Genomic DNA, 20,976 nt, shown 5'->3' on the forward strand with positions numbered 1-20,976 from the left:
AGGCCAACCCGCAAGCAGGCAACCGGTCGCCAACAGGGTCCATATGCCGCGCTTCATCCGTTCGTCCCCTTGTTGCAGGTCAGTCTATGGGCGGGGCGGCGCAAAATTTATGCGGTTTGCGATGCCCTGGCGCCTGCTGCGGCAAATTCTTCCACGTTACAGCGCGCGGTTGCCGCGAACGGGAATGGCGGTGCTGTTCTTGATCTCTGCCAGCGTCACCATCGACTGTATGTCGATCACGCCGGGCAGTTTCAGGATCACGTCGAAAATGAACTTCTGATACCAGCCGAGCGTGGTGGCATAGATTTTCAGCAGGATATCGCGGTCACCGAAAATGGTATGACATTCCAGGATTTGCGGGGTGACCTCCACCTTGCGCATGAACTCGGCGCGTGTCTGCTCGGTCAGGGTGGTCATCTTGAGCGTGGCATAGACGAACATCGATGGCCCGAACATCTCGCGGTTCAGGATCGCGACCTCGGACTTGATATAGCCCTCGTCCTTCAGCCGTTGCAGCCGCCGCCAGCAGGGGGACTGCGACAGCCCGACCTTTTCCGCGAGTTCACCTGTGGACAGCGAGGAATCCCGCTGGATCTGCTCAAGGATGCGGATGTCTACCGCAGAAAGTTCGTCGCTCATGCCCGGCTCCCTCGCAATAAGGGGAAAACAGACCGAATTTCATCAAAACGTGCAACAAGAATGTTGTTCACTGGTCGTTGTCCATCAATTCTATCGAACAAAATCGCGCAAGAGCGATTGCATGTGCTGGCGACCCTCGGCCCCCTCGAACGCTGCATGGCCGTTGGCCAGCCTGACGAACCTGACCCCTTGCGGTGGGATGGCGGAGTGCGCAAAGGCATATTCCACTTCCATGGGCGGCACGGCGAGATCGTAATCGCCGGTGACCACCAGCAGCCGCGTCGCAGGCCGGTTGCGGATCAGCTTTTCCAGCCCTGCCATCGGGTCGGGGCGCTGATAGCCAGCCGCCCCGGCGGTCCAGTTCCATTGCGCATTCACGTCCAGCGTCAGCGAGATGTAATCGCTGCGCCCCGGTACCCGCAGGTCGCGGTGCAGATAGTCGCCGATCCTCGGGTTGAGGATGACGTTGCTGCCGTTGAGACCCAGTGCGGGATCGGACTTGGCCGACGCCTCGCCGGTGACGGGTTTCGCAGACGGGGCGGTAACGCGCGTATCGAGCCTGCCGATGTCGAGACCTTCGTCCGCGCGCAGCGTCTTGCGGAAGGTCTCGGCATCGATACGCAAGTCAGCCGCCTCGATGGTCGACACGGGCAGGCCGATAAGCTCTGCCATCGCCTCGGCTATCCGGCGGCGGCGGTCAGGGGGCAGGCGATTGCCCTGCAGCAGCGCATTGGCATAGTCGCCAAGGGCAAAGGTGCGGGCCCTGGTGAAGATCGCGTCCGGATCTTCCCGGTGCGCCTTGCCATGATGCGCGGCCGCGATCGCGAGCCCTGGCAAGCCCAGGATATATGGCAGGTCCGGCCCGTCGCAGGCGCAAACCGCAGGCGAGATAAATATGAGCCCGGCGATCTCGAGGTCGCCTGCATCGCCCGCCAGCTCCGCGAGACGCCGTCCGCCATAGCTTTCGCCTGCGATATAGACCGGCGATCCCTGCCGCTGGTGCTGCACCAGCCAATGCCGGATAAAGCGCATCATCGCCGCCGCATCGCCCGGCACCGACCAATAGGGCGCGCCACTGCCGCCAGGAAGGACACGGCTGAAGCCCGTGCCGACCGGATCGACAAAGACCAGATCGGCCAGCGGCAGCAGCGTATCGGCATTGGGGATCAGCCTGCGCGTCCCATCGGCCTGTCGCTCGATCAGGCGCGGACCCATCGCGCTGAAATGCAGCGGAGAGGATGACGCGCCGGGTCCGCCGTTGAAGGCGAACAGCACCGGGCGCCTTTCCTTCGCGGCGGCATCGAGCTGATAGCTCGTCCCCGTGATGGTCGCCTGCGGGGCATCGGCATCATCGCGCAGCACCAGCGTCTCGAATTGTGCGCGATAATGGAGCGTGCGGCCATCGGCTGTTTGCACCGTCTGGGCCACAGCCGATGGATCAGCTTGCGCCGTCACGGCCTGTTCCGGGGTCGGTGCCGCTTGTGCTGCCGTTGCGGCGAACAAGGCCAAAGCCAAGCCCGTCATGCTGCCGATCGCCATTCTGCCTCCGCCGGATCCTGCTCTGATTGATGACTATAGGCCGATTTGCCGCGAGAACAGTGCAGGCTTCGCATCGATTGGCACCGCGCGACATAATTCATGCGCGGCAGGGCGATTGCGGGGCTAGACTTTGCGGCGGCTTCCGCAGTGCAGCCGATGCGGGGCGAGAAACCCCGATCCAGGCCTGCTATCCGCCGATACTGTCTTTCGCCAACCTGTGGCGACGACGATGGGAAGGATTGCCATGAACCGGATGACGCGCCGCCAATATCTCGCTGCCAGCGCGGCTGCGGCGGTGGCCGTTCCGCTGGTGCCGCAGCGGCTCGATGCGCAGGCGGCCATCGCGACGCTCAGCGATCCGCAGCAGTTCGATACCGGCGGGCTTATCTATCTCGATTCGGGTTCGCAGCATCCGCTGCCGAAGGTGGCGCGCAAGGCGGGTGATGACTATCTGGCGCGCCGTGCGCTCGACCCTGCGGTGCCGTCGCCGCGCCCGGATGACGATTTGGTGCGCGCCAAGTTTGCGCGGCTGATCAATGCGGACGCGGACGAGATCGCCTTCGTCCCCAGCACCAGCGCAGCCGAGCAGATGGTGCTGCGCGCGCTGGGCCTGCCCGAACGCGGCGCGCATATCGTCAGCGATACGCTGCATTTTTTCGGCTCGTTCCCGATCTATGGCGAGATGGCACGGCAGGGTTGCGAGGTCAGCTGGGTGCGGGCGGTCGATGGCCGGATCCGCATCGAGCATGTCGAGGCCGCCGTGCGCAAGGGCACGCGGCTGGTCGCGCTGTCGCTGGTGTCGACCTATAACGGTTTTGCCCACGATCTCGCGCGGATATGCGAGATCGCGCATGCGGCAGGCGCGATGGTCTATGCCGATATCATCCATGCGGCAGGCTGTATCCCGCTGGACGTCAGGGCGAGCGGCGTCGATTTTGCCGCCTGCGCCAGCTACAAATGGCTGATGGGTGATTTCGGCCTGGGCTTTCTGTATGTGCGCAAGGACCGGCTGGCCGGTCTGCGCCGCCCCAGTGCCGGCTATTATGGCGTGCAGAGCTTTACCTCGCATGTCTATCCGCTCGACCCGCCCGGCGATGCGGTGGCCGATTACAGCTTTGCCGAAACCGCCATGGGCTATTTTGCTCAGGGTACCTTTTCGCACAGCACGGCGGCGATCCTCGACACGTCGCTCGATCTTCTGCACGCCATGGGGCCAGATCGCATTCAGGCCCAGGTTCAGCCGATGGTGCAGCGGTTGAAGCAGGAACTGCCACGCCTCGGTTACGCGCTGGCCAGCCCCGAAGAGGCTCGGACGCCGCTGGCCACCTTCACCCTGGCCAACGCGGCCGAACGGCTCAGGGCCCCGCTTGCGGCGGCAAGGATCCGGCTGACGGTATCGCGCAACCGCTTTCGCGTCACGCCATCGGTGTTCAACAGCATGGCGGATATCGACGCGCTGATCGATCTGCTCAAGCGGCCCGAACTGCGCAACGGATAAGCGCGCACGCCGCTAGCGCGCGCAGCGATCGTCCGGAACGCCGGGAACGCGCTCCCATTGCCAGGCAGCAACCGTCTCGCCGCGCGGCACATAGCTGATGGTGCGGTCGATGCCATCGCGGCGGATCGCAAGCGTCAGCACGCCGGCCTGCTCGCCCTGCAAGCCATCCTGGCCGACCGGGCGCAGGATCTCGTCGCCTTCGCGCAATCCTGCCTCCTCGGCGGCGGAGCCTGGCACCAGACCTCTGATGATGCGCGGCGAACTGACCAGCGCTTCCGGCGCAAAGCCCAGATCATAGCGCTTGAGGTCTTTGGTCGTGCGGCGGAAGCACGGGCCGAAGGCGTCGCTTTCGGGAAGGGGGATCTCGCCCGCCAGAGCCCGGTCGACGCCGCGTGCGGCCTCTTCACCCAGTTCGCGGCGCAGCAGTTCGCGCCAGTCATCGACTGACACCTTGGGCCCCTGCTTCTGCAGGGACAGCATCGCCAGCATCAGATCGTCGAGCGACTTGGCGCCCCCCGAGGCGCTGCGCATCTGCCAGTCGATGGTCGCCAGATACATCGACCCACGATCATAGGGTAGGGTGCGTACCCGGGTATCGGCCCAGAAGCGTGAAGGAATCTGGTCGTTGGGGGTATCGGCCTTAATGCTGGTATAAAGCCGCGCGGCATGAAAATTTAGATCGGCTAGAAACGCATCGGGCGTGATCATGCCGAAGCGCAGCGGCAATGTGCGCTGGTAGAAGACTGCGAGCCCTTCGTTGAACCAGGACGAGGCCAGCCCGTCGGGATCGGTGATATAGGGCTGCAGCGTATGAAACATTTCGTGCGCAAGCGTGAATTTCAGCTCTTCCGGGTCATTGCCGCGCTGCTCGCCAAAAGTGGTGACGAACGAGTGATACTGCCCGATGCCGCCCCCAGGATTGACCGGGTTCATCCGCATGAACACGCCATAAGGCTGCGGCTCGGTCACCGAAAACAGCCTGCCATAATGGCCATAAAGCGTCTCGGTCCAGGCCATCAGCGGGGCGATGGCAAAGCCGGGCTGTCCCTGCCATGCGGCAAAGAACCCCGACGGGGCTGCGGCAGCATCCGGATAGGTGCCGATGCGGCCCGCCATCACATAGACCCGGCGGATATCGGCTAGGGCCATCGGATCGGGCGCGGTGCGGTCGCCCAGCCCCAGCGAACTGGCAGCGCGCAGAGTGCCGGCATCGCCCGGAAGCGCCCAGTCCAGCGAAAAGCGATAGGGACGATCATCGTGCGGCAGCGGCAGCAGGATGCCGAGATTTCCCGAAACCGCGCCTGCGTCGTTGCGCAGCTCGAGCGGCGGGGCGGCGCCGCGCGTTCCGGCTGGGGCAAAGGCCGGAGCCGTAAAGGTGAGCGTGACGGGACCGCGAGCGGGACGAGCGACGACCCACTGGCGGATCGTCCCGGCAGATGTCTCGAAATCGCGCACCGTCAGCGGCAACGGTCCGCTCTCGTCGCGGGCCGTGACGTGTCTCAAGCCAAGGGCGTTGGTGTCGACATTGGTCACGACATGGGGAAGGCTCACCAGCACCCCATCCGTTACCGCCGAGTCGGTCAGCCGCATTGTGACGGCAAGCTGACCGATCTCAGCGTTCGACCCTTCCGATTGAGGGGCAAGGGTTAGCGCCAGTGACGGATCGCCCGCGGCCAGGGCCGGGCTGGGCAGCAGGACGAGCGCCAGTGCCCAGCGCCACTGGTCGCGTGGTCGCGCCGCATTGCCCATCTTCGCCCAGCTGCGGATACCCATTGTCAGCTCAGACCGTCCGAGGGCTCAGAACTTCATCCGCGCGCCGACGAAGAACTGGCGGCCGATAATATCGCCATAGGCGATATTGGGATAGGACGGTCCACGATCGGTGAGGTTGGTGATGCCACCGCGCAATTGCAGGTTGCCGATGTCCAGCTGGGCCGAGATCGAGTGCGTGATGTTCTTACCGATCACCGGGTTGGGATTGTTCTCGATCGTCGCATTGGGGGCGGCAAGCACCTCGTCGAGATAGAAGAGCTGATAGGTCAGCCGCAGCGGACCCTTGGCATAGGCGAGGTCCAACCTGCCGACCCATTCGGGCGACTGAACGGTGCCGTCGGTGCGGGTAAAGGTGGTGCCGGTGACCGATGTGGTCAGCAGCGTGTTGTGCGTGGCGGTGACGTTGATCTCCATCCGCCCCAGATCGCCCTCGCCGCCGAACACCGATGCAAGCGGGAAGACATAGTTCAGATTGTAGTTCTCGCCGCGATAGCGGATCACGCCCGCGTTGAAGGTCGTCGTCGTGCCGGTGATGATCGTGCCGCCCGGATCGGTGCCGTTGCCGGCCGCCAGACGGGTGAAGGCGGCGCAGACGGCCGGATCGGGGTTCGGATCGTCGTAACAGGCGGCGGTGAAGCTGTCCGTCGCAAAGGCCGAAAGGCCGTCTTCCAGGTCGATCTTCACGCGGTCGGCGGTGATTGTCAGTCCGGGGATGAAGCGGGGCTGGATCACGATGCCATAGGTCAGCGTATCCGAAATCTCGTTGCGAAGATTGGGGTTGCCGCCGGTGGTGACCAGCGCGCGGGTGAAGTTTTCCGAAGGGTTCTGGAAGCTCGCCAGACGCACCTCGGCCGAGGCACCGACGGCAGCCGCTCCGGTCGCGCCCGTGCCATAGAGCGGGTTCGCGCGGAACAGCGCCAGGCAGCTCGCGCGGCGCTGGGCGGGGTTGGGGCCGCCATTGATACGGTCGGCATCGCATGGGTCCTGCCCCGTCGATGCCAGCGCGCTGGAAGAGGGGGCGAACAGCTGCGTCAATGTCGGCGCACGGAAATTGCGGCCGCGCGATCCGCGCAGCGTGATGTCTTCGATGGGCTTCCAGCGGACGCCGACATTCCAGACGTCTTCCTTGCCCGCCACCGAATTGTCTACATGGCGATAAGCCCCGGTGACCTCGAGCGACTGGACCAGCGGCAGGGTGAAGTCCCCGCCGATCAGCGGCACGAGCAGCTCGGCGGAGAATTCATCGGTATTGTACCCACCGGCCTGTGGAATTTCGCGCGTGCCAACACCGAAGGTACCGAGCTGGTTGGCCAGGAAAGGCGTGAACCGCGCCGATTCGTCGCGATGTTCGTAGGCCAGGCTGAACCCTGCGGTTCCACCGGGCAATTTCACCAGGTCGCCACCAAAGGTCGCCAGGAAATCCTTCTGGATGTTCACATAATCCTGGCCGGTCAGGACGCTGACATAGCGGCGGGCGGCTGCGCCGACATTGCCGTTGCCGAACGGGTTGATCGGTGCGCAGTTCGGGTCGTCATTGGCGGTGCTGGCATCGGCATTGATGGCGCAGACGATCGATCCGCTGGCGGTGCGCACCGCGTTGATCGCATTGTTGAACCGCGCATTGTTGACGCGCCAGCGGCTCAACCCGCCTTCGACGCGCGCATAGGAGCCGGATGCCGACCAGTAGAAATCGCGATCTCCGGCAGAGAACTTGCCTTCCAGCCCCAGCAGTCCGCGATAGGTCTGGGTCTGGTTGTCGGTGACCTCGCTCGGCACCAGATCGGTAAAGACCTTAGAGAGGAACAGCGGCGCACCGGCGGCAAAGCCGGGGCGGTTGGTGGATAGCGCCGTCCGGGCCTGTGCGGAAAGGAACGGGTTGTTGATGGTGAAGGCAATCGCCCCGGCATTGCTCGCGGCACTGTTCAGCACGGTGCGGCTTTCGCCCTGCGGAATTTCCGACCCCGTCGTCCTCGCCGCAAGAAACTCGAAGTTCAGCGTGACATTGTCGGTGATGTCGTAATGCGCCAGTGCATTGACGCTCAGGCGCTCGACCCCGGTGCGCAGTGCCGCGAGGTCGGAATAGCGAAAGCCCTGTCCGCCCTGCGCAAAGGGAATGCCCAGGATCGTGCCGGGATCATAGGTCACCACGCTGCCATCGGGCGCGAACTGCAGTGCGTTGCCGTTCAGCCGCGCGAGAAAATTGGGCGGCGGGGCAGGCGCGGTGAAGATGACGCCATTGGTGTTGAAGTTCCAGAAATGCGCCGGGATGATCTCGCGGACCGAGGGGATGCCGTCATTGGGGCCGGTATCGGCGGCATTGGTCTGGGTGATGCGCGCCAGGTTGCTGAGCGGACGATCGGCAAAGCGCAGGATCGGCGATTGGGTATATTCGATGTTCACCGCAAAATTGCCGCGTCCCTCGGCAAAATTCTGGCCGAGCGTCGCGCGAAGGCTGTGCACCGGATAATCGCCGCGCGATGACAGACTGGTCTGCAAGTCCAGCTCTATCCCGCTGAAATTCTTGCGCAGGATATAGTTGACCACGCCTGCGATCGCATCGGAGCCATAGACCGCCGCGCCGCCGCCCTCGACGATCTCGACCCGCTCCAGCAGGCCCACCGGTATGATGTTGGCATCAACCTGTGAATCGCCGAGACCGCTCGAGCTGGTCACCATGCGGCGACCGTTGATCAGGGTCAGCGTGCGGCCAGGGCCAAGGTTGAACAGATTGGGGAATTGCTGCCCATTGCCCGCCGAGGAGCCATCGCCAGCCGCTTGGTTGAGTGCAGGGCGGATGGACGTGACGTTGTTCAGGGCCTGAGCTGCAGAAACGAAGCCGCGATCGGTGAGCGATTGCTGATCGACGACAAAGACTGGCGCGCTGGTTTCGGGGTCCGATCGGCGGATGCGAGAGCCGGTCACGACAATGGCATCGCCAGTTGCTTCGTTGCTCTCCGCTAGCGTTTCCGGTTCTGCCGCCGCCGCGGAGGTCTGGGCGATTGCCGGCGTGATTGGACAGACCAGCGCGAAGGCGGCGCTGGCCGTCATCAGGCGAAGTTTCAGTTCGGTGCTGGCGGTCGTCATGGCTTTTGCCCCCTTGTTGTTGGCGAGTGCGGGTCCGGGCCATCCTGCTCGCGCGGCGGGATTGGCCGATCCGATCGATCCTCGTAACGATATGAGGCGCTGGCCCGAAATTATATTCGATCTGAACCGGTGGGCTGCGCCGTCCGCATTATTTATGCGGCGTGGCCATGTTTGACGGAATCGCGCTTCCGTGGGCTTTTGGCGGCCGCTTTGAGACGGGCAACGCGTGCATCCTGTGGCCCTGCGGCCTGATGTCAGCCTGGGGATCCCGGACCCGGCCGGATTCCGCATAAACTTTGCTTCGCGACTGGGTCATTCTTGGAGGCGATCATTGCTGAGCGAGGGCTACCATGCGTTCTGTCCGTCTATTACCGCCACTTGCGGCCTGTTTCTTCGCTTTCGCAGGGCAGGCCGCGCTCGGGCAAGAGGCTCCAATTCCCGCTAGGCTGGTCTTGCGACCTGTTGCAGCTGCAGGCGAGGTAACGGCACTCGATGTCAGGATGACGATTGGCCAAGCCAGCCAGCCGGATTGCGTGGGCCGCGATTTCAGCCTGGCTGCACCGATTGTCTATGCGGCGGTGGACGGGATTGCCGATCGAATGCAGGCGATCACGCTCGAAGATCCGGCAGGGCCCGTCAAGCTTGCCATCCGCGATGATCCGCCTGCACCCGGCGGATTTCCCTATTTTCGCCATTTCACCGCTGACCGTTTGGTCGAGTGTCCGTTCACACTGCGCTACACGGCCGTGGTGCAGCCGCCGGGCGGGCGCAACGGCCCCCCATTCGGCATCCGTGCGGTGGGCGGTGGGCTTGCAGGCGCAGGGTCAGGCTTTTTGCTGGTGCCCGGACTGGACCGACCCGTAGCAGCTTCGATCCATTGGGATCTGACGGGTCTGGAAGGAAATGTCTCGGCGGCGAGCACATTCGGCGATGGCGACTTCGCCTTTCGAGGACCCATCGCGGGCCTGATGCAAGGCTGGTATATCGCCGGACCGGTCGGACGCTTTCCTCAGGGCGAACCCCGGCCCGGCGGACTTCATGCCTATTGGCTGGGCAAGCCAGTGTTCGATGCGCCCCGCGACATGGCGTGGACGGCCAGTGCCTATGCATATCTCAAGCAGTATTTCGGCTATCTGGAACAGCCGGAATATCGGGTCTTCATGCGGTTCCTCGAGCAGGCGCCTTTTGGGGGTGCGACAGCGCTCGACAACTCGTTCATGCTCTCGCGCGGTCCCCTCAAGCCCGACGAACCACCCCTGGCGCCGCGCAGCACGCTGTTTCACGAGATGATCCACCAATGGGTCGGGGGGATAGATGCACCCCAGGGCGTATCGAGCTGGTTTTCAGAAGGGCTGACCACCTATTACGAATACATCCTGCCATTTCGCGGCGGATTTGTCGGGCTGGAGGCTTATCGGGATGGCGTGAACAAGCTGGCGCGCGACTATTTCATCAACCCGGCCCGCGGGATGTCGGCTGCGGACATCACCAGGATCGGCTTCGGCGACGACCGCATTCGTCACATGCCCTATCAACGTGGTGCCTTCTATTTTGCCGATCTCGATTCGCGCATTCGGGCCCGGACGCGTGGCAAGAGCAAGCTCGAGGATCTGCTGTTCCGGCTGTTCCGCGATCGGCAAAGCGGCAGGACCATCGACCACCGCTACTGGACCGATGCTGTCAGCCAGATACTGGGCGACGACGAGGGCGAACGGTTCGAACGCATCATCCTGAACGGAGAGGATATGGCCGCGCCTGCCAGCGACGGGTTCGGACCCTGTCTGGAGGCGATCGCCACCGAGTTCGAAACCGGCGGCAAGCCGAGGCCGGGCTATGTCTGGAAAATTCGCGACGGTATAGGTCCGACAGACTGCCAGAACTGGTAGTGCTGGAACAGCAACAGGGCTGAATTTTGTCGAGTCTGTCCAATTGAGATTATCGTAGTGAAATTTAAATTTATGACATTTAGATTTTTTTATGCTCCCCTGGTGGATATTGGTTGAATTAGAGAAATTTTTCTACTTACAAATTTGTAGTTAACAGTCAATTACACATTTATCGTTTGGCAAGCAGCAAAATATAAATATCAATATTCTATTATATAAAATAGAAATTTGTACGAAAGGTTATGCGTCATGAGCTTTGCAGATTAACGATGGTGCGAAATCTCAGAGTCCCCATGCATACCAGAAAGTTGAAATTGCCGCTCTGGCATGGACAAATTCGGCATATAAAACGCCAGTAATCCACTACGGCGCACCGAATTCGTAACGGCGAACCAATAATTGTGTTGAAGTGTGCCCGTTCAACAACAGAATCAAACACCAATCTGTTTGCCCAAGGGTGCACTTGATGCGCATTGAGAGGGGGGGCTCGAACAATCAGGACAAATCGCTACAGCGATATCGGGCTTGAGCTGTCCTATTGATCAGCAATTTTAACCGCCCAGCTGCGCGGGGCCGATCGCATTATCAGCCGCTTGCAGCAGGAGGGTGAAGCGGATTGCAAGTCTGCTTCCATCCCGATAACCCGAGAGAAAACCAGAGAAAGTGATTTGAAGCAAACTTGGAAGTCGGCTGGTTCAGCGTGCCGGTCACCCCATGAGGCTTCCGCTCTGGGGCGCCAAAATCAAGATTCATTCTGCCACGGGCTTTTGTCGCGATGCATCCGCTGCCGCAGATGCCGTTAACCATGATTTAAGTGTCCGAAAATAGGACGATCGGGAACGGTCAAACGGGGCATAAAATGAACATTCTAAAAGATCATCTTGTAAATTCCGTAGCTGTCTTGGCAGTTGTCATAGTCAATGCGGCAGCGGAACCTGCTTTCGCTCAAGAAGGTGAACCGCGTACCGCATGGGAAGCCAGCAGGATGGTCGATGAAGACGACGTGGTCACCACTGGCGTGGCACGCGGACGCGATCGCCTGAACAGTGCTACGTCCACTAGCGCGATCAAGGAGAACGATATCATTTCGATCGCTCCGCGTTCGATGGGCGAATTGTTCCGCAACATTCCCGGCATTCGCGTGGAAGCCAGCGGTGGCGAAGCCAATAACGACTATACGGTTCGCGGCCTGCCGCTGGTCAATGACGGCAGCAAGTATATCCAGTTGCAGGAAGATGGCCTGCCGGTCCTCGAATTCGGCGACCTTCAGGGGCTCAATCCGGACAATTTCCTTCGCGTCGACCTGAATGTGGCGCAGGTGGAATCGATCCGCGGCGGATCGGCCTCGACCTTTGCGTCGAATGCGCCCGGTGGTGTTATCAACCTGATTTCCAAGACCGGCGAGGTCGAAGGCGGATCGGTCATGGGCACCATCGGCGTCGACTATGAAAGCTATCGCACCGATTTCGATTATGGCGGCCGTCTTGGTGATGGTTGGCGCTTCCATGTCGGCGGCTTCTACCGCGAAGGCGAAGGCCCTCGCGCAACCGGCTACAACGCGATGCGCGGCGGGCAGATGAAGTTCAACGTCACCAAGCAGTTCGACAGCGGATATATCCGTGTCTATGCCAAGGTGCTGGATGATCGCACGCCGACAATCATCAACACCCCGTTACTGGTCACGGGCACCAATGCCGACCCCAAGTTTGCCGATCCTGTCGGCACGGACAGCCGTCGGGGGTCCCTGCTTTCGCTCAATCTCCCAGCCTCGCTGCGTCTCGGCGCCTCCGGTACGCCGACATCCCGGAATCTTGCCAATGGCAACCGCGCCAAGGCTAAGTCGCTCGGTTTCGATGCACAATTCAATCTGGGCGAATGGACGGTCGCCAACCGCTTCCGCTATGCTGACCAGTCGTTGCTCAATACCATCGTGTTCCAGTCGGCAGCGGCGCCGGCCGCCGCTTTGGCCGCCGCAAGTGCAGGACCAGGCGGTGCGTTCACCTATGCCGCCGGGCCGCGTGCTGGCCAGGCACTGGATGCCAATGGCAACCGCCTGGCTGTGCTTTCGTTCAATGCCGACTTTGACGCGCCGGATGTCAGCAACATGACCAACGACCTGCGCGTTAGCCGCGTGTGGGATCTCGGTGGCGGAAACCTGACCACGACGGCGGGAATGTACCGCTCCCGCCAGGAATTCGTGTCGGAAGCGGGCTTCACGTCCTATTTTCAGGATGCTGTCAGCAACGGCACCGCAGTGCCGCTCGCGCTCAGGACCGGCTCGGGCATTCCACTGACCCAGAACGGCGTTCTAATCTATGGTTCGCCGGGCGCACCTGGCAATGCCAAGAACATTGACCTGAACTACCAGATCACTGCTCCGTTTGCGTCCTTCAACTTTGCCGCTGGCAAGATTGCGATCGGCGGTTCGGTGCGCTGGGACAATGTCCGTGTGCGTGGCAATGTCATCAACGACAGCGCTACCAAGCGGTTCGACATGAACGGCGACGGCGTTATCTCGGCTCCGGAAAATCGCGTCGCGTTCATTCCTGTCGGGGTCACGGCGCCGGTTCGCTATGACCATGATTATGTGTCCTATTCGCTCAGCGCGAATTATCGCGTGTCGGAATCCTTCTCGATGTTCGGTCGCTACAGCCGTGGTGGCCGGGCGGGTGCCGACAAGATCCTGTTCACGCCGGCCATCAGCGGGACGACGGGCGATCTGATCAACCGCAGCGCCGGTCATGATACCGTGCGTCAGGCAGAGCTGGGGCTGAAGTATCGCAAGGAGGGGCTGGTTCTCAACCTGACCGGCTTCTACGCGTTGACCGACGAAACCAACTCGCAGATCGTGAACAATGCAGCAACGGGACAGACGATCCTGGTCGCCGTGACCCGGTCCTACAAGGCTTATGGTCTCGAGTTCGAAGGCGGAATCCGCCGGGGTCCTTTCAGCCTGACCGCTCATGCCACCTATACAGAGGCTGAAATCGATGCAGCCGAAGTCCCTGCGCTGGTGGGCAATACGCCGCGTCATCAACCCAAGCTGATGTTCGGTCTGCGCCCGCAATATGACAGCGACTTCTTCTCTGTCGGTGCCAATGTTGTAGGCATTACCAAAAGCTTTGCCCAGGATGTAAACCAGCTGGTCATGCCCGGCTACACCACGGTCGGTATGTTCGCACAGGTCCGACCGATGGAGGGGCTGGAGTTCAGCTTGAATGCCAGCAACCTGTTCAATACCCGCGGCATCACCGACATTCTCGATGGGGCGCTTCCGGCTTCCGGCGTCGTCATGGCACGGACCATCTATGGTCGGACCATCTCGGCATCGGCGCGGTTCTTCTTCTGACGATTGCACCCCCGTCGAGCCCGGTGCCGCATGCCAGCCATGTGGTTGCCGCGCCGGCGGGGGTAATCGATGGCGTCCGGGGCCGCAGCGTCAGGGGCAAATCGCCGCCATGGTTGCCCAATCGCCAGCGATCGGCGCTATTCACCCTTCCATTGCGGTGTCCGCTTTTCGGCAAACGCACGCGGCCCTTCCTGGGCGTCCTGGCTGCTATAGGCCTTTTCGTGCACCGCATAGGCTGCATCCAGGGCTGCGGAACGCCCCATTTCGGTGGCCAGCATAACCGTCTCGCGCGCGGCAGCCACTGACAGAGGTGCACCTGCGAGAACCTCTCGCGCCAGCTCGATCGCGCAATTCAATGCCTCGCCAAGCTGGCAAAGCCGATTGACCAGCCCGATCTCATAAGCGCGCTGCGCGCTGATCGGCTTTCCCGTCAGTACAATCTCCATGTAGATGCGCTGGGGGATCATGTGGATCAGCGGCGCAGACCAGGGCGAACCGCGGCCGACGCGTACTTCCGTGATGCCGAACTGCGCATTGGTCGAGGCGATGCAAAGGTCGCAGGCCTGAGCGACCATCCATCCACCTGCAAACGCTGCCCCATTGACCGCCGCAATGGTTGGTTTGGTCAGGCGCAGATTTTCGTAAGGCACGGGAAACATGTCGCGGGGAGGCGTCTTCAACCCTGTCTCGACCATTTCCTTGAGATCACCGCCGGCACAAAAGGCCTTGTCGCCGCTGCCGGTCAGGATGGCAATCCGGGCCTCCCTGTCGGCCTCGAACTGCGCCCACGCCGCGCGCAGTCCCTCGCGCACTTCGCGGCTCAGACAGTTGCGCTGGTCGGGGCGGTTTATCGTCAGCACCGCAATGCCATCGTGGCTGCGGTCATACGTCACGGCATCGGTCATGTCAGAAGCCTCGCTGGGCAATGGCGTACGCGTCGCGGTCCAGTGCTTCGCGGAAATCGGGATGGGCAACGGCGACCAGCGCCTTGGCGCGTTCGGCCAGGCTGCGCCCCTTCAACTCCGCCGCTCCGAACTCAGTAACGACCACATCGACCTCGCTTCGCGCCGTGGTGACCGGTCCGGAGAGCACGGGCACGATCTTGCTGACGCTGCCGCCCTTGGCAGTGGCTGACAACGCGGTGAGCGCATGTCCGCCCGGAGAACGAGCCCCGGCTCTGACGAAATCGACCTGGCCGCCGGTTCCGCCGACATAGCTGTTGCCCGATGCTTCGGCGTTGACCTGGCCGGTCAGATCGATCTCCATCGCCGAATTGATCGATACCAGTCGCGACAAGCGGGCCAGCACACCAGCATCATGAGTATAGCTGGCTGGCGCCATGCGGATAGCCGGATTTCGATCCGCAAAATCATAGAGCTTGCGCGTCCCGATCAGCGCACCGTTGATCGAAACACCCGGGTCGATCTCCTTGCGGGCGTTGGTCAGCACGCCGGCCTCGGCCAGTTCTGCCAGGCCGTCGCCCAGCATGCCCGAATGGACGCCCAGATCCTTGCGGTCGCCCAGCAGACGCAGGATGGCGTCGGGCACCGCGCCGACGCCGGTCTGGATCACGGCACCATCCCCGATGAACTCGGCACAGTGGCGCGCTATGGCAGCATCGGTCTCGCTGATCGGTGCGGGTGCAACCTCGACGGGATGCCGGTCGCAATGGACGGCAACGTCGATTTCCGAGGCATGAATGGTCTCGCCAAAGGTATAGGGCACGGCCGCATTGACTTCGGCGATGACGACGCGCGCCTTTGACACGGCATCGCGGACATGGTCGGCAATCAGGCCGCAGCTGTGATTTCCGTTCTCGTCCGCCGGGCTGACCTGGATCATCGCCACATCGCAGCCGATGATGCCCGCCCGGATCAGTGGGCCGACCTGGCTCACATGGCAGGGAATGACGGCAAGCTTGCCGACCTTGCTCATGCTGCGCAGCTGGCCGATTGCGCCCATGCTGGACAGGGCGAAGCTGGCAGCGCTCTCGGGGCGGAACGCGCCTGAGAAACTGGTGGCGATGAACGCGCTAAGGCCCGGGATGGCGCTGCCCTGGGCAACCAGGGCAGCGACGAGGGTCGATGGCTCGCCGCACGCCTGGCCCATCACGATCCGGTCGCCCGGCTTCAGCCAAATGGCAAGATCCAGTGCTTCCGGGCTCGTTTCCGTGCGCATCACTCGCCGACCTGCGCCAGCAGGGCCTGCGCGCGCGAAAGGTGGGGTCGGTCGAGCATGCCGCCTTTCCAGCCTATGGTTCCCGCACCCGGATGGGCCGCAAACAACGCCACGATCTCTCGCGCCTCGGCCAGTTCGTCCTCGGCAGGGGTGAAGGCCGCGTTGATGACATCGACTTGCGCAGGGTGAATGGCGAGCATGCCCCTGAACCCGTCGCGCCGAACCTTTTCGGCCCGCAGGCGCAGGGCCTCCAGATCGCGGAAATCGCCCTGGATCGTCTCGACTGCGGCAACACCGGCGGCTGCTGCGCCAAGCACGGTCATGCTGCGGGCCAGCTCGTAGGTAAAGCTATAGCTGCCATCCGGATTGCGATTGCTGCTCGCCCCGATGGAATCGGCAAGATCTTCCGCCCCCCAGGTGAGGGCAACGACGCGTGGTGCGCCCTTGTAGTCGCCGGTATGGAACATCGCCTCGGCAGTCTCTGTCACCAGGACGATCACGGGGGTCGATCCCCGCTCGATACCATGCATCGCCTCGAATGCGGTAAGATAGTTGTCCAGCAGTTCGACATCGGCCCGGCCATAAACCTTGGGCAGCATGATGCCGCCCGGCTTGCCCGGCATGATGGCAACCAGATCATCCAGCGTATGCGGGCCATCCAGCGGATTGACCCGCACCCAGATGCGGGCGCGGTCCTGTGCATTTTCCTGCAGGAACGCGCACACCAGCTGCCTTGCCAGGGGCTTGGCATCCGTCGACACCGCGTCCTCCAGATCGAGGATGACGATATCGGCGGGGCCGCCCAGCGCCTTGCCCATCTTCTTGTCGCTATCGCCCGGGGCGAACAGCCATGATCGCATCCTCATCTGCTGCATTGCCTTGCCCTCAATAGGATTTGGGAAGGTCGAGCACCTTCTCTGCCAGGAAATTCAGGATCATGTGCGGGCTGACCGGGGCAGTGCGCGGGATCAGACTCTCGCGCAGATAGCGTTCGACATGATATTCCTGCGCATAACCCATGCCGCCCATGGACAGCATCGCGGTGTGGCAGGCCTCGAAGGCGAACTCGCCCGCCAGATACTTGGCGGTATTGGCCTCGACGCTGCAATCCTCGCCCTTGTCGAACAACGTTGCCGCTTTCATCGTCATGAGGTTGGCCGCTTCCAGCTGCGCCCAACATTTGGCCAGCGGGTGCTGGATGCCCTGGTTCTGGCCGATCGGGCGGTTGAAGACGATGCGTTCCTTGGCGTAGCGTGCCGCTTTCCGGATCGCGGCGCGTCCAAGGCCGATCGCCTCTGCCGCCAGCAGGACCCGTTCGGGGTTCAGCCCTTCCAGTATGTATCTGAATCCCTGACCTTCCTCGCCGATCAGGTCTGTCTCGGGTACCCAGAGATCCTCGATGAAGAGCATGTTCGAATCGACGGCATGGCGGCCCATCTTGTGGATCAGCCGGGTCTCGATCTTCGACCGGTCGAAATCGGTGTAGAACAGCGAAAGCCCCTCGGTCTTGCGCTTGATCTGATCGAGTGGGGTCGTGCGGGCAAGCAGCAGCATCTTGTTGGCGACCTGCGCAGTGGAGATCCAGATCTTCTCCCCGTTTACCAGATAGCCGCCCTCCTTGCGCTCTGCGCGCACCTTGAGCTGCGTGGTGTTGAGGCCGACATTGGGTTCCGTCACCGCAAAGCACGCCTTGTCGGTGCCCGAGACGATATTGGGGATGGCGCGCTGCTGCTGGTCTTCGGTGCCGAACAGGATCAACGGCTCAAGGCCGAAAATGTTGATGTGCACCGAAGACGCGCCGCTCATGCCGGCACCGCTTTCGGCAATGGCCTGCATCATGATCGATGCTTCGGTAATGCCCAGCCCCGATCCGCCAAAACGTTCGGGCATGGCAATTCCCAGCCATCCGGCATCGGCCAGCGAGCGGTAGAAATCTTCTGGAAATTCGCCCGACTGGTCCCTTTCCAGCCAATATTCGTCGGGAAATTGCGTGCAATGTTTCAGGATCGCTTCGCGAATGTTCGTCTGATCCTGAGTGAGAGCGAAATCCACTTTTCTGCCTCCAGGCTGTTTGCACGGAGGAAGCCGACGGCGCGGATGGCATGTCCGCGCCGCCGGCACCCCGTGTCAGATCGGTACCGGCTTGGGTATCAGCTGCGGCTGGGCAGCTCTGCGATAGCTGTTCCAAATGCGGAGATTTCGCCGCGATGCGTGGTCGCCTGCTGCTGGATCTCGACATATTTCTTGCCGTTTTCCTCGAACTTGCGGATCACGCTGCCGTCGATGAAGATGACGTCTCCATCGGGATTGTGGCGGCGGATCTGGCATTTCGACTTGTGCAGGAAGCCGTCGTCGCCAATCCAGTTGGTGATGTGATGCGTCAGCCAGCTGTTGCGCTCCGGACCATAGTCATAGGCACCCGGTGCACCGACTTCGAGCGCGAAGGCTTCGTCCCAGTGGACGCGCTCGGGGCAGTCGGGCACGTTGAACCGGTTCTTGATCCCCAGGCCGGGATGCGCTTGCTGCATTTGCCAGGCCAGCTTGTTGGCGCGAATGTACAGCCCGCCCCAGCCTTGGGCATAGCAGATGAAGCCGGTAACCGTCATCGGGCCCTTCATCATCCGGGGTAGTTCATCGCCGACCTGCACGTCTTCCCAATAGCGCGGATTGGCGCCGCGGATTTCCTCGTTGGCGTACAGCTTGCCCCATTCGGCGAGCTGTTCATCGCTGAGCTGCTCCACGCGGCCGCGGCTTTCCGTGTACTTGGTGCCCTGTTCGCGGGCGATGTCGCGGTCGGTGCGGAACACCCAGCTGTCGGCCTCTGCCACCATGTCGCCATGCTGGTTATAGAAATCGACATGGTAGATCTGCTGGAACGATCGTCCGGCAAAGCGGGTCTGATGCTCGACCAGGTCCTTGAGATAGGCTTCGGTGTGGATGGTGTCGTTACGCAGCACCGGCTTGTGCCAGGTCCAGTCCGCGCCAGCCCACATCGCGTGCACGCCGGAAAGACCGCCGCAATAGCCCGAGATCAGGCGGCTTGTGGTAAAAAGGAACGAGGGCAGGGCGACGATCGTGCCATATTTGGTCTTTGCGGCATATTCCGGATCGCACCACAGCGGGTTGTCGTCGCCGATGCCATGCGCATAGTGACGGATGGCATCGCGCGTCGCCTCGTAGTTCCAGGGCTCGACCGTGTTCTCGATCTTGACGCCGACGCGGCTGCGCAGATCGGCAAGCCCCTCTTCGGTAATTTTGGGGAATTTGGCTTTCTGGGCCTCCAGCACTTCGGACATCGGCTTCGTCTCCTATCGGGTCTTGTGTTGATCGATCTGCAGCTTCACGCAGCGGCAGGGGCTTGCGTGGCCTTGAGGGCTTCGCGGTCTCGCAGCATCTTGCGATGGACCTTGCCTGCAGGCGTCTTGGGAAGTTCGGCAACGAACTCGATCGTCCTGGGGAATTCGTGCGCTGCCAGGCGTTCGCGCGTGAAGTCTTGCAGTTCGCGGACAAACCCGTCGTCGGGCGTGCGGTTGGTGACGATGAACGCCTTGACGATCTGGCCGCGCTTATCATCGGGCACGCCGATCACGCCGGTTTCGAGCACGTCTGGATGCTTGAGCAGGGTGGCCTCGATCTCGACCGCACTCATTGTCCAACCGGCCGAAATGATGACGTCATCGGCGCGGCCGCAATGGTAGAAATAGCCGTCTTCGTCGATCCGCGCCCGGTCCTTGGTACTCATCCAGCCAGCGGGCTGTCCCTTGGCGGCGCGCCACAGCATCAGTTCGCCGATTTCGCCCGGGTCGCAGGGCGTGCCGTCGGGTCGCTGCACCTCGAGACTCTGGCCGGGCACCGCCTTGCCGAGCGAACCCGGCTTGACGTGGAAATCGCCGGCACCGGGATAGTTGACCAGTACCACGCCGATTTCGGTCGTTCCGTACATCGAACAGGCCGGGACACCGAATGTCGCGTCGATCCACTCCAGCGTCGCCGGATCGATCGGCTCACCGGTGAACGACAGTTTTTGCAGCGCGAAGGCAAAATCGCTGCCGCGTCCGCTGTTCTTCATCATGCGATAGTGGGTGGCGGCGGCGCTCATGTTGGTAATGCGATGGTCTGCGAGCGCCTGCATCAGCCGGACGGGATCAAAGCGACCCGCAAAGGTGCCCGTGGTCACGCCGAGCGCCAGGGGTGCCAGCGTACCATGCCACAGGCCATGACCCCAGGCAGGCGATGACGGGCAGAAGAACTGGTCGCCCGGCCGGATTCCGGTGCCGTAAAGCGCGGCAAACATCAGCGTCACCAGGGTGCGGTGGCTGTGCCTGACAGCTTCCGGCAGCTCGCGCGTGGTGCCGCTTGTATATTGGAACACTGCCATGTCATTGGCACGGGTTTGCGGGCGATATTCGTCGGGAAAGGCGGAAAGCCGTTCGAGGAACGCCTGATCCGCGACCACGATGCTGGGCGAACCTTCGCCTGCCACCGACCGGGCAACCTCCGCCTTCTCCGCATTGGTCACCAGGATCTGCGGTCTGCAGTCGTCCAGGCGCAAGCGCAGCGCGTCCGGGCCGAACAGCGTGAACAGCGGAACGGAGATGGCCCCGTTCAGCATCGCCCCGAACAGGCAGACATAGAAGGACAGCGACGGTTCGAGCATGAACGCGATGCGATCGCCCGGCTTGATGCCCTGAGCGTCCAGCCAGTGTGCGAACCGGGCCGCCTGTGCGGCGATCTCGTCAAAGGTCAGGATTTCGTCGCGCCCGCCCTCATGATCTGCTGCATGCGCGATCCGCACTGCCACGCGGCCAGTCCCGTCCGCGTGGCGAAGGATGCATTCATGCGCAATGTTGAGATGGTCCCGATCGCCATCGAACAACTCCCACAGGGCAGCGCTGCTGGCATGCTGCTGGGCATCGGCGAAGCTGGTCAGTTCGGTGAGTCTCATGATGGCATAGACATGCCCTCAGGTCTTGCTGTTGTAAATATAGAATGATATTCGATATATTGAATGATTAGGAGATCGCCCAGGT

General features: G+C 62.2%; 13 protein-coding genes. 3 read left to right on the top strand and 10 right to left on the bottom strand.

From position 1 onward, the window contains the following. Nucleotides 1-156 precede the first annotated feature (156 nt). Together LI72_RS10480 and LI72_RS10485 are read right to left on the bottom strand one after the other, a co-directional pair. A complete protein-coding gene (locus LI72_RS10480; RefSeq protein WP_033925800.1) occupies nt 157-639 on the bottom strand; it encodes an Lrp/AsnC family transcriptional regulator in 483 nt (160 codons plus the stop codon). 90 nt (nt 640-729) lie between these two features. Beyond that, nucleotides 730-2,178, bottom strand: coding sequence for a S10 family serine carboxypeptidase-like protein (locus tag LI72_RS10485; RefSeq protein WP_033925801.1), 1,449 nt, complete (start codon nt 2,176-2,178; stop codon nt 730-732). Between the two features lie 244 nt (nt 2,179-2,422). Here LI72_RS10485 and LI72_RS10490 point away from each other — a divergent pair, with 244 nt between their 5' ends. Next, complete coding sequence (locus tag LI72_RS10490; RefSeq protein ID WP_052129718.1) at nt 2,423-3,676, top strand: aminotransferase class V-fold PLP-dependent enzyme; 1,254 nt, start codon at nt 2,423-2,425, stop codon at nt 3,674-3,676. A 12-nt stretch (nt 3,677-3,688) separates the two neighbouring features. Here LI72_RS10490 and LI72_RS10495 read toward each other — a convergent pair whose 3' ends face one another. Together LI72_RS10495 and LI72_RS10500 are read right to left on the bottom strand one after the other, a co-directional pair. Then, nucleotides 3,689-5,449 carry a hypothetical protein gene (locus LI72_RS10495; protein WP_052129719.1) on the bottom strand — a complete coding sequence of 587 codons (1,761 nt, stop codon included), beginning with the start codon at nt 5,447-5,449 and terminating at the stop codon, nt 3,689-3,691. 24 nt (nt 5,450-5,473) lie between these two features. Beyond that, the gene (locus tag LI72_RS10500; protein WP_033925802.1) at nt 5,474-8,533 is read right to left on the bottom strand and encodes a TonB-dependent receptor domain-containing protein; all 3,060 of its coding nucleotides are present in this window, start codon (nt 8,531-8,533) and stop codon (nt 5,474-5,476) included. Between the two features lie 500 nt (nt 8,534-9,033). Between LI72_RS10500 and LI72_RS10505 the strand changes: the two genes are divergently transcribed. Together LI72_RS10505 and LI72_RS10510 are read left to right on the top strand one after the other, a co-directional pair. Further along, nucleotides 9,034-10,419, top strand: coding sequence for a M61 family metallopeptidase (locus LI72_RS10505; RefSeq protein WP_033925803.1), 1,386 nt, complete (start codon nt 9,034-9,036; stop codon nt 10,417-10,419). Between the two features lie 985 nt (nt 10,420-11,404). Beyond that, complete coding sequence (locus LI72_RS10510; protein WP_231562429.1) at nt 11,405-13,768, top strand: TonB-dependent receptor domain-containing protein; 2,364 nt, start codon at nt 11,405-11,407, stop codon at nt 13,766-13,768. A gap of 137 nt (nt 13,769-13,905) precedes the next feature. On the opposite strand, the gene LI72_RS10515 is transcribed toward LI72_RS10510, so the two are convergent. The 6 genes from LI72_RS10515 to LI72_RS10540 all read right to left on the bottom strand — a co-directional run bounded on the left by LI72_RS10515 (nt 13,906) and on the right by LI72_RS10540 (nt 20,891). Further along, nucleotides 13,906-14,673 carry an enoyl-CoA hydratase/isomerase family protein gene (locus tag LI72_RS10515; RefSeq protein ID WP_197051873.1) on the bottom strand — a complete coding sequence of 256 codons (768 nt, stop codon included), beginning with the start codon at nt 14,671-14,673 and terminating at the stop codon, nt 13,906-13,908. 1 nt (nt 14,674) lies between these two features. Further along, entirely contained in the window at nt 14,675-15,946 is a 1,272-nt protein-coding gene (locus LI72_RS10520) for an acetyl-CoA hydrolase/transferase family protein (RefSeq protein WP_033926291.1), read from the bottom strand. After that, nucleotides 15,946-16,812, bottom strand: a complete 867-nt coding sequence (locus LI72_RS10525) for an HpcH/HpaI aldolase/citrate lyase family protein (RefSeq protein WP_231562430.1) — start codon at nt 16,810-16,812, stop codon at nt 15,946-15,948. The genes LI72_RS10520 and LI72_RS10525 overlap by 1 nt, the downstream gene beginning before the upstream one ends. Before the next feature lie 19 nt (nt 16,813-16,831). Beyond that, a complete protein-coding gene (locus LI72_RS10530; protein WP_033925807.1) occupies nt 16,832-17,998 on the bottom strand; it encodes an acyl-CoA dehydrogenase family protein in 1,167 nt (388 codons plus the stop codon). Between the two features lie 98 nt (nt 17,999-18,096). Beyond that, complete coding sequence (locus tag LI72_RS10535; protein WP_033925808.1) at nt 18,097-19,242, bottom strand: FAS1-like dehydratase domain-containing protein; 1,146 nt, start codon at nt 19,240-19,242, stop codon at nt 18,097-18,099. Between the two features lie 44 nt (nt 19,243-19,286). Beyond that, nucleotides 19,287-20,891 (bottom strand): acyl-CoA synthetase, encoded by a 1,605-nt coding sequence (locus LI72_RS10540; RefSeq protein WP_197051874.1) that lies wholly within the window; start codon nt 20,889-20,891, stop codon nt 19,287-19,289. Nucleotides 20,892-20,976 lie beyond the last annotated feature (85 nt).

Source organism: Sphingomonas sp. 35-24ZXX, from assembly GCF_000786215.1.
GTDB lineage: Bacteria > Pseudomonadota > Alphaproteobacteria > Sphingomonadales > Sphingomonadaceae > Blastomonas.

Coding starts and splice junctions, on each gene's coding strand:
- LI72_RS10480 (WP_033925800.1), bottom strand. CDS start 639: ATGAGCGACGAACTTTCTGCGGTAGACATCCGCATCCTTGAGCAGATC.
- LI72_RS10485 (WP_033925801.1), bottom strand. CDS start 2,178: ATGGCGATCGGCAGCATGACGGGCTTGGCTTTGGCCTTGTTCGCCGCA.
- LI72_RS10490 (WP_052129718.1), top strand. CDS start 2,423: ATGAACCGGATGACGCGCCGCCAATATCTCGCTGCCAGCGCGGCTGCG.
- LI72_RS10495 (WP_052129719.1), bottom strand. CDS start 5,449: ATGGGTATCCGCAGCTGGGCGAAGATGGGCAATGCGGCGCGACCACGC.
- LI72_RS10500 (WP_033925802.1), bottom strand. CDS start 8,533: ATGACGACCGCCAGCACCGAACTGAAACTTCGCCTGATGACGGCCAGC.
- LI72_RS10505 (WP_033925803.1), top strand. CDS start 9,034: ATGACGATTGGCCAAGCCAGCCAGCCGGATTGCGTGGGCCGCGATTTC.
- LI72_RS10510 (WP_231562429.1), top strand. CDS start 11,405: ATGGTCGATGAAGACGACGTGGTCACCACTGGCGTGGCACGCGGACGC.
- LI72_RS10515 (WP_197051873.1), bottom strand. CDS start 14,673: ATGACCGATGCCGTGACGTATGACCGCAGCCACGATGGCATTGCGGTG.
- LI72_RS10520 (WP_033926291.1), bottom strand. CDS start 15,946: ATGCGCACGGAAACGAGCCCGGAAGCACTGGATCTTGCCATTTGGCTG.
- LI72_RS10525 (WP_231562430.1), bottom strand. CDS start 16,812: ATGAGGATGCGATCATGGCTGTTCGCCCCGGGCGATAGCGACAAGAAG.
- LI72_RS10535 (WP_033925808.1), bottom strand. CDS start 19,242: ATGTCCGAAGTGCTGGAGGCCCAGAAAGCCAAATTCCCCAAAATTACC.
- LI72_RS10540 (WP_197051874.1), bottom strand. CDS start 20,891: ATGAGACTCACCGAACTGACCAGCTTCGCCGATGCCCAGCAGCATGCC.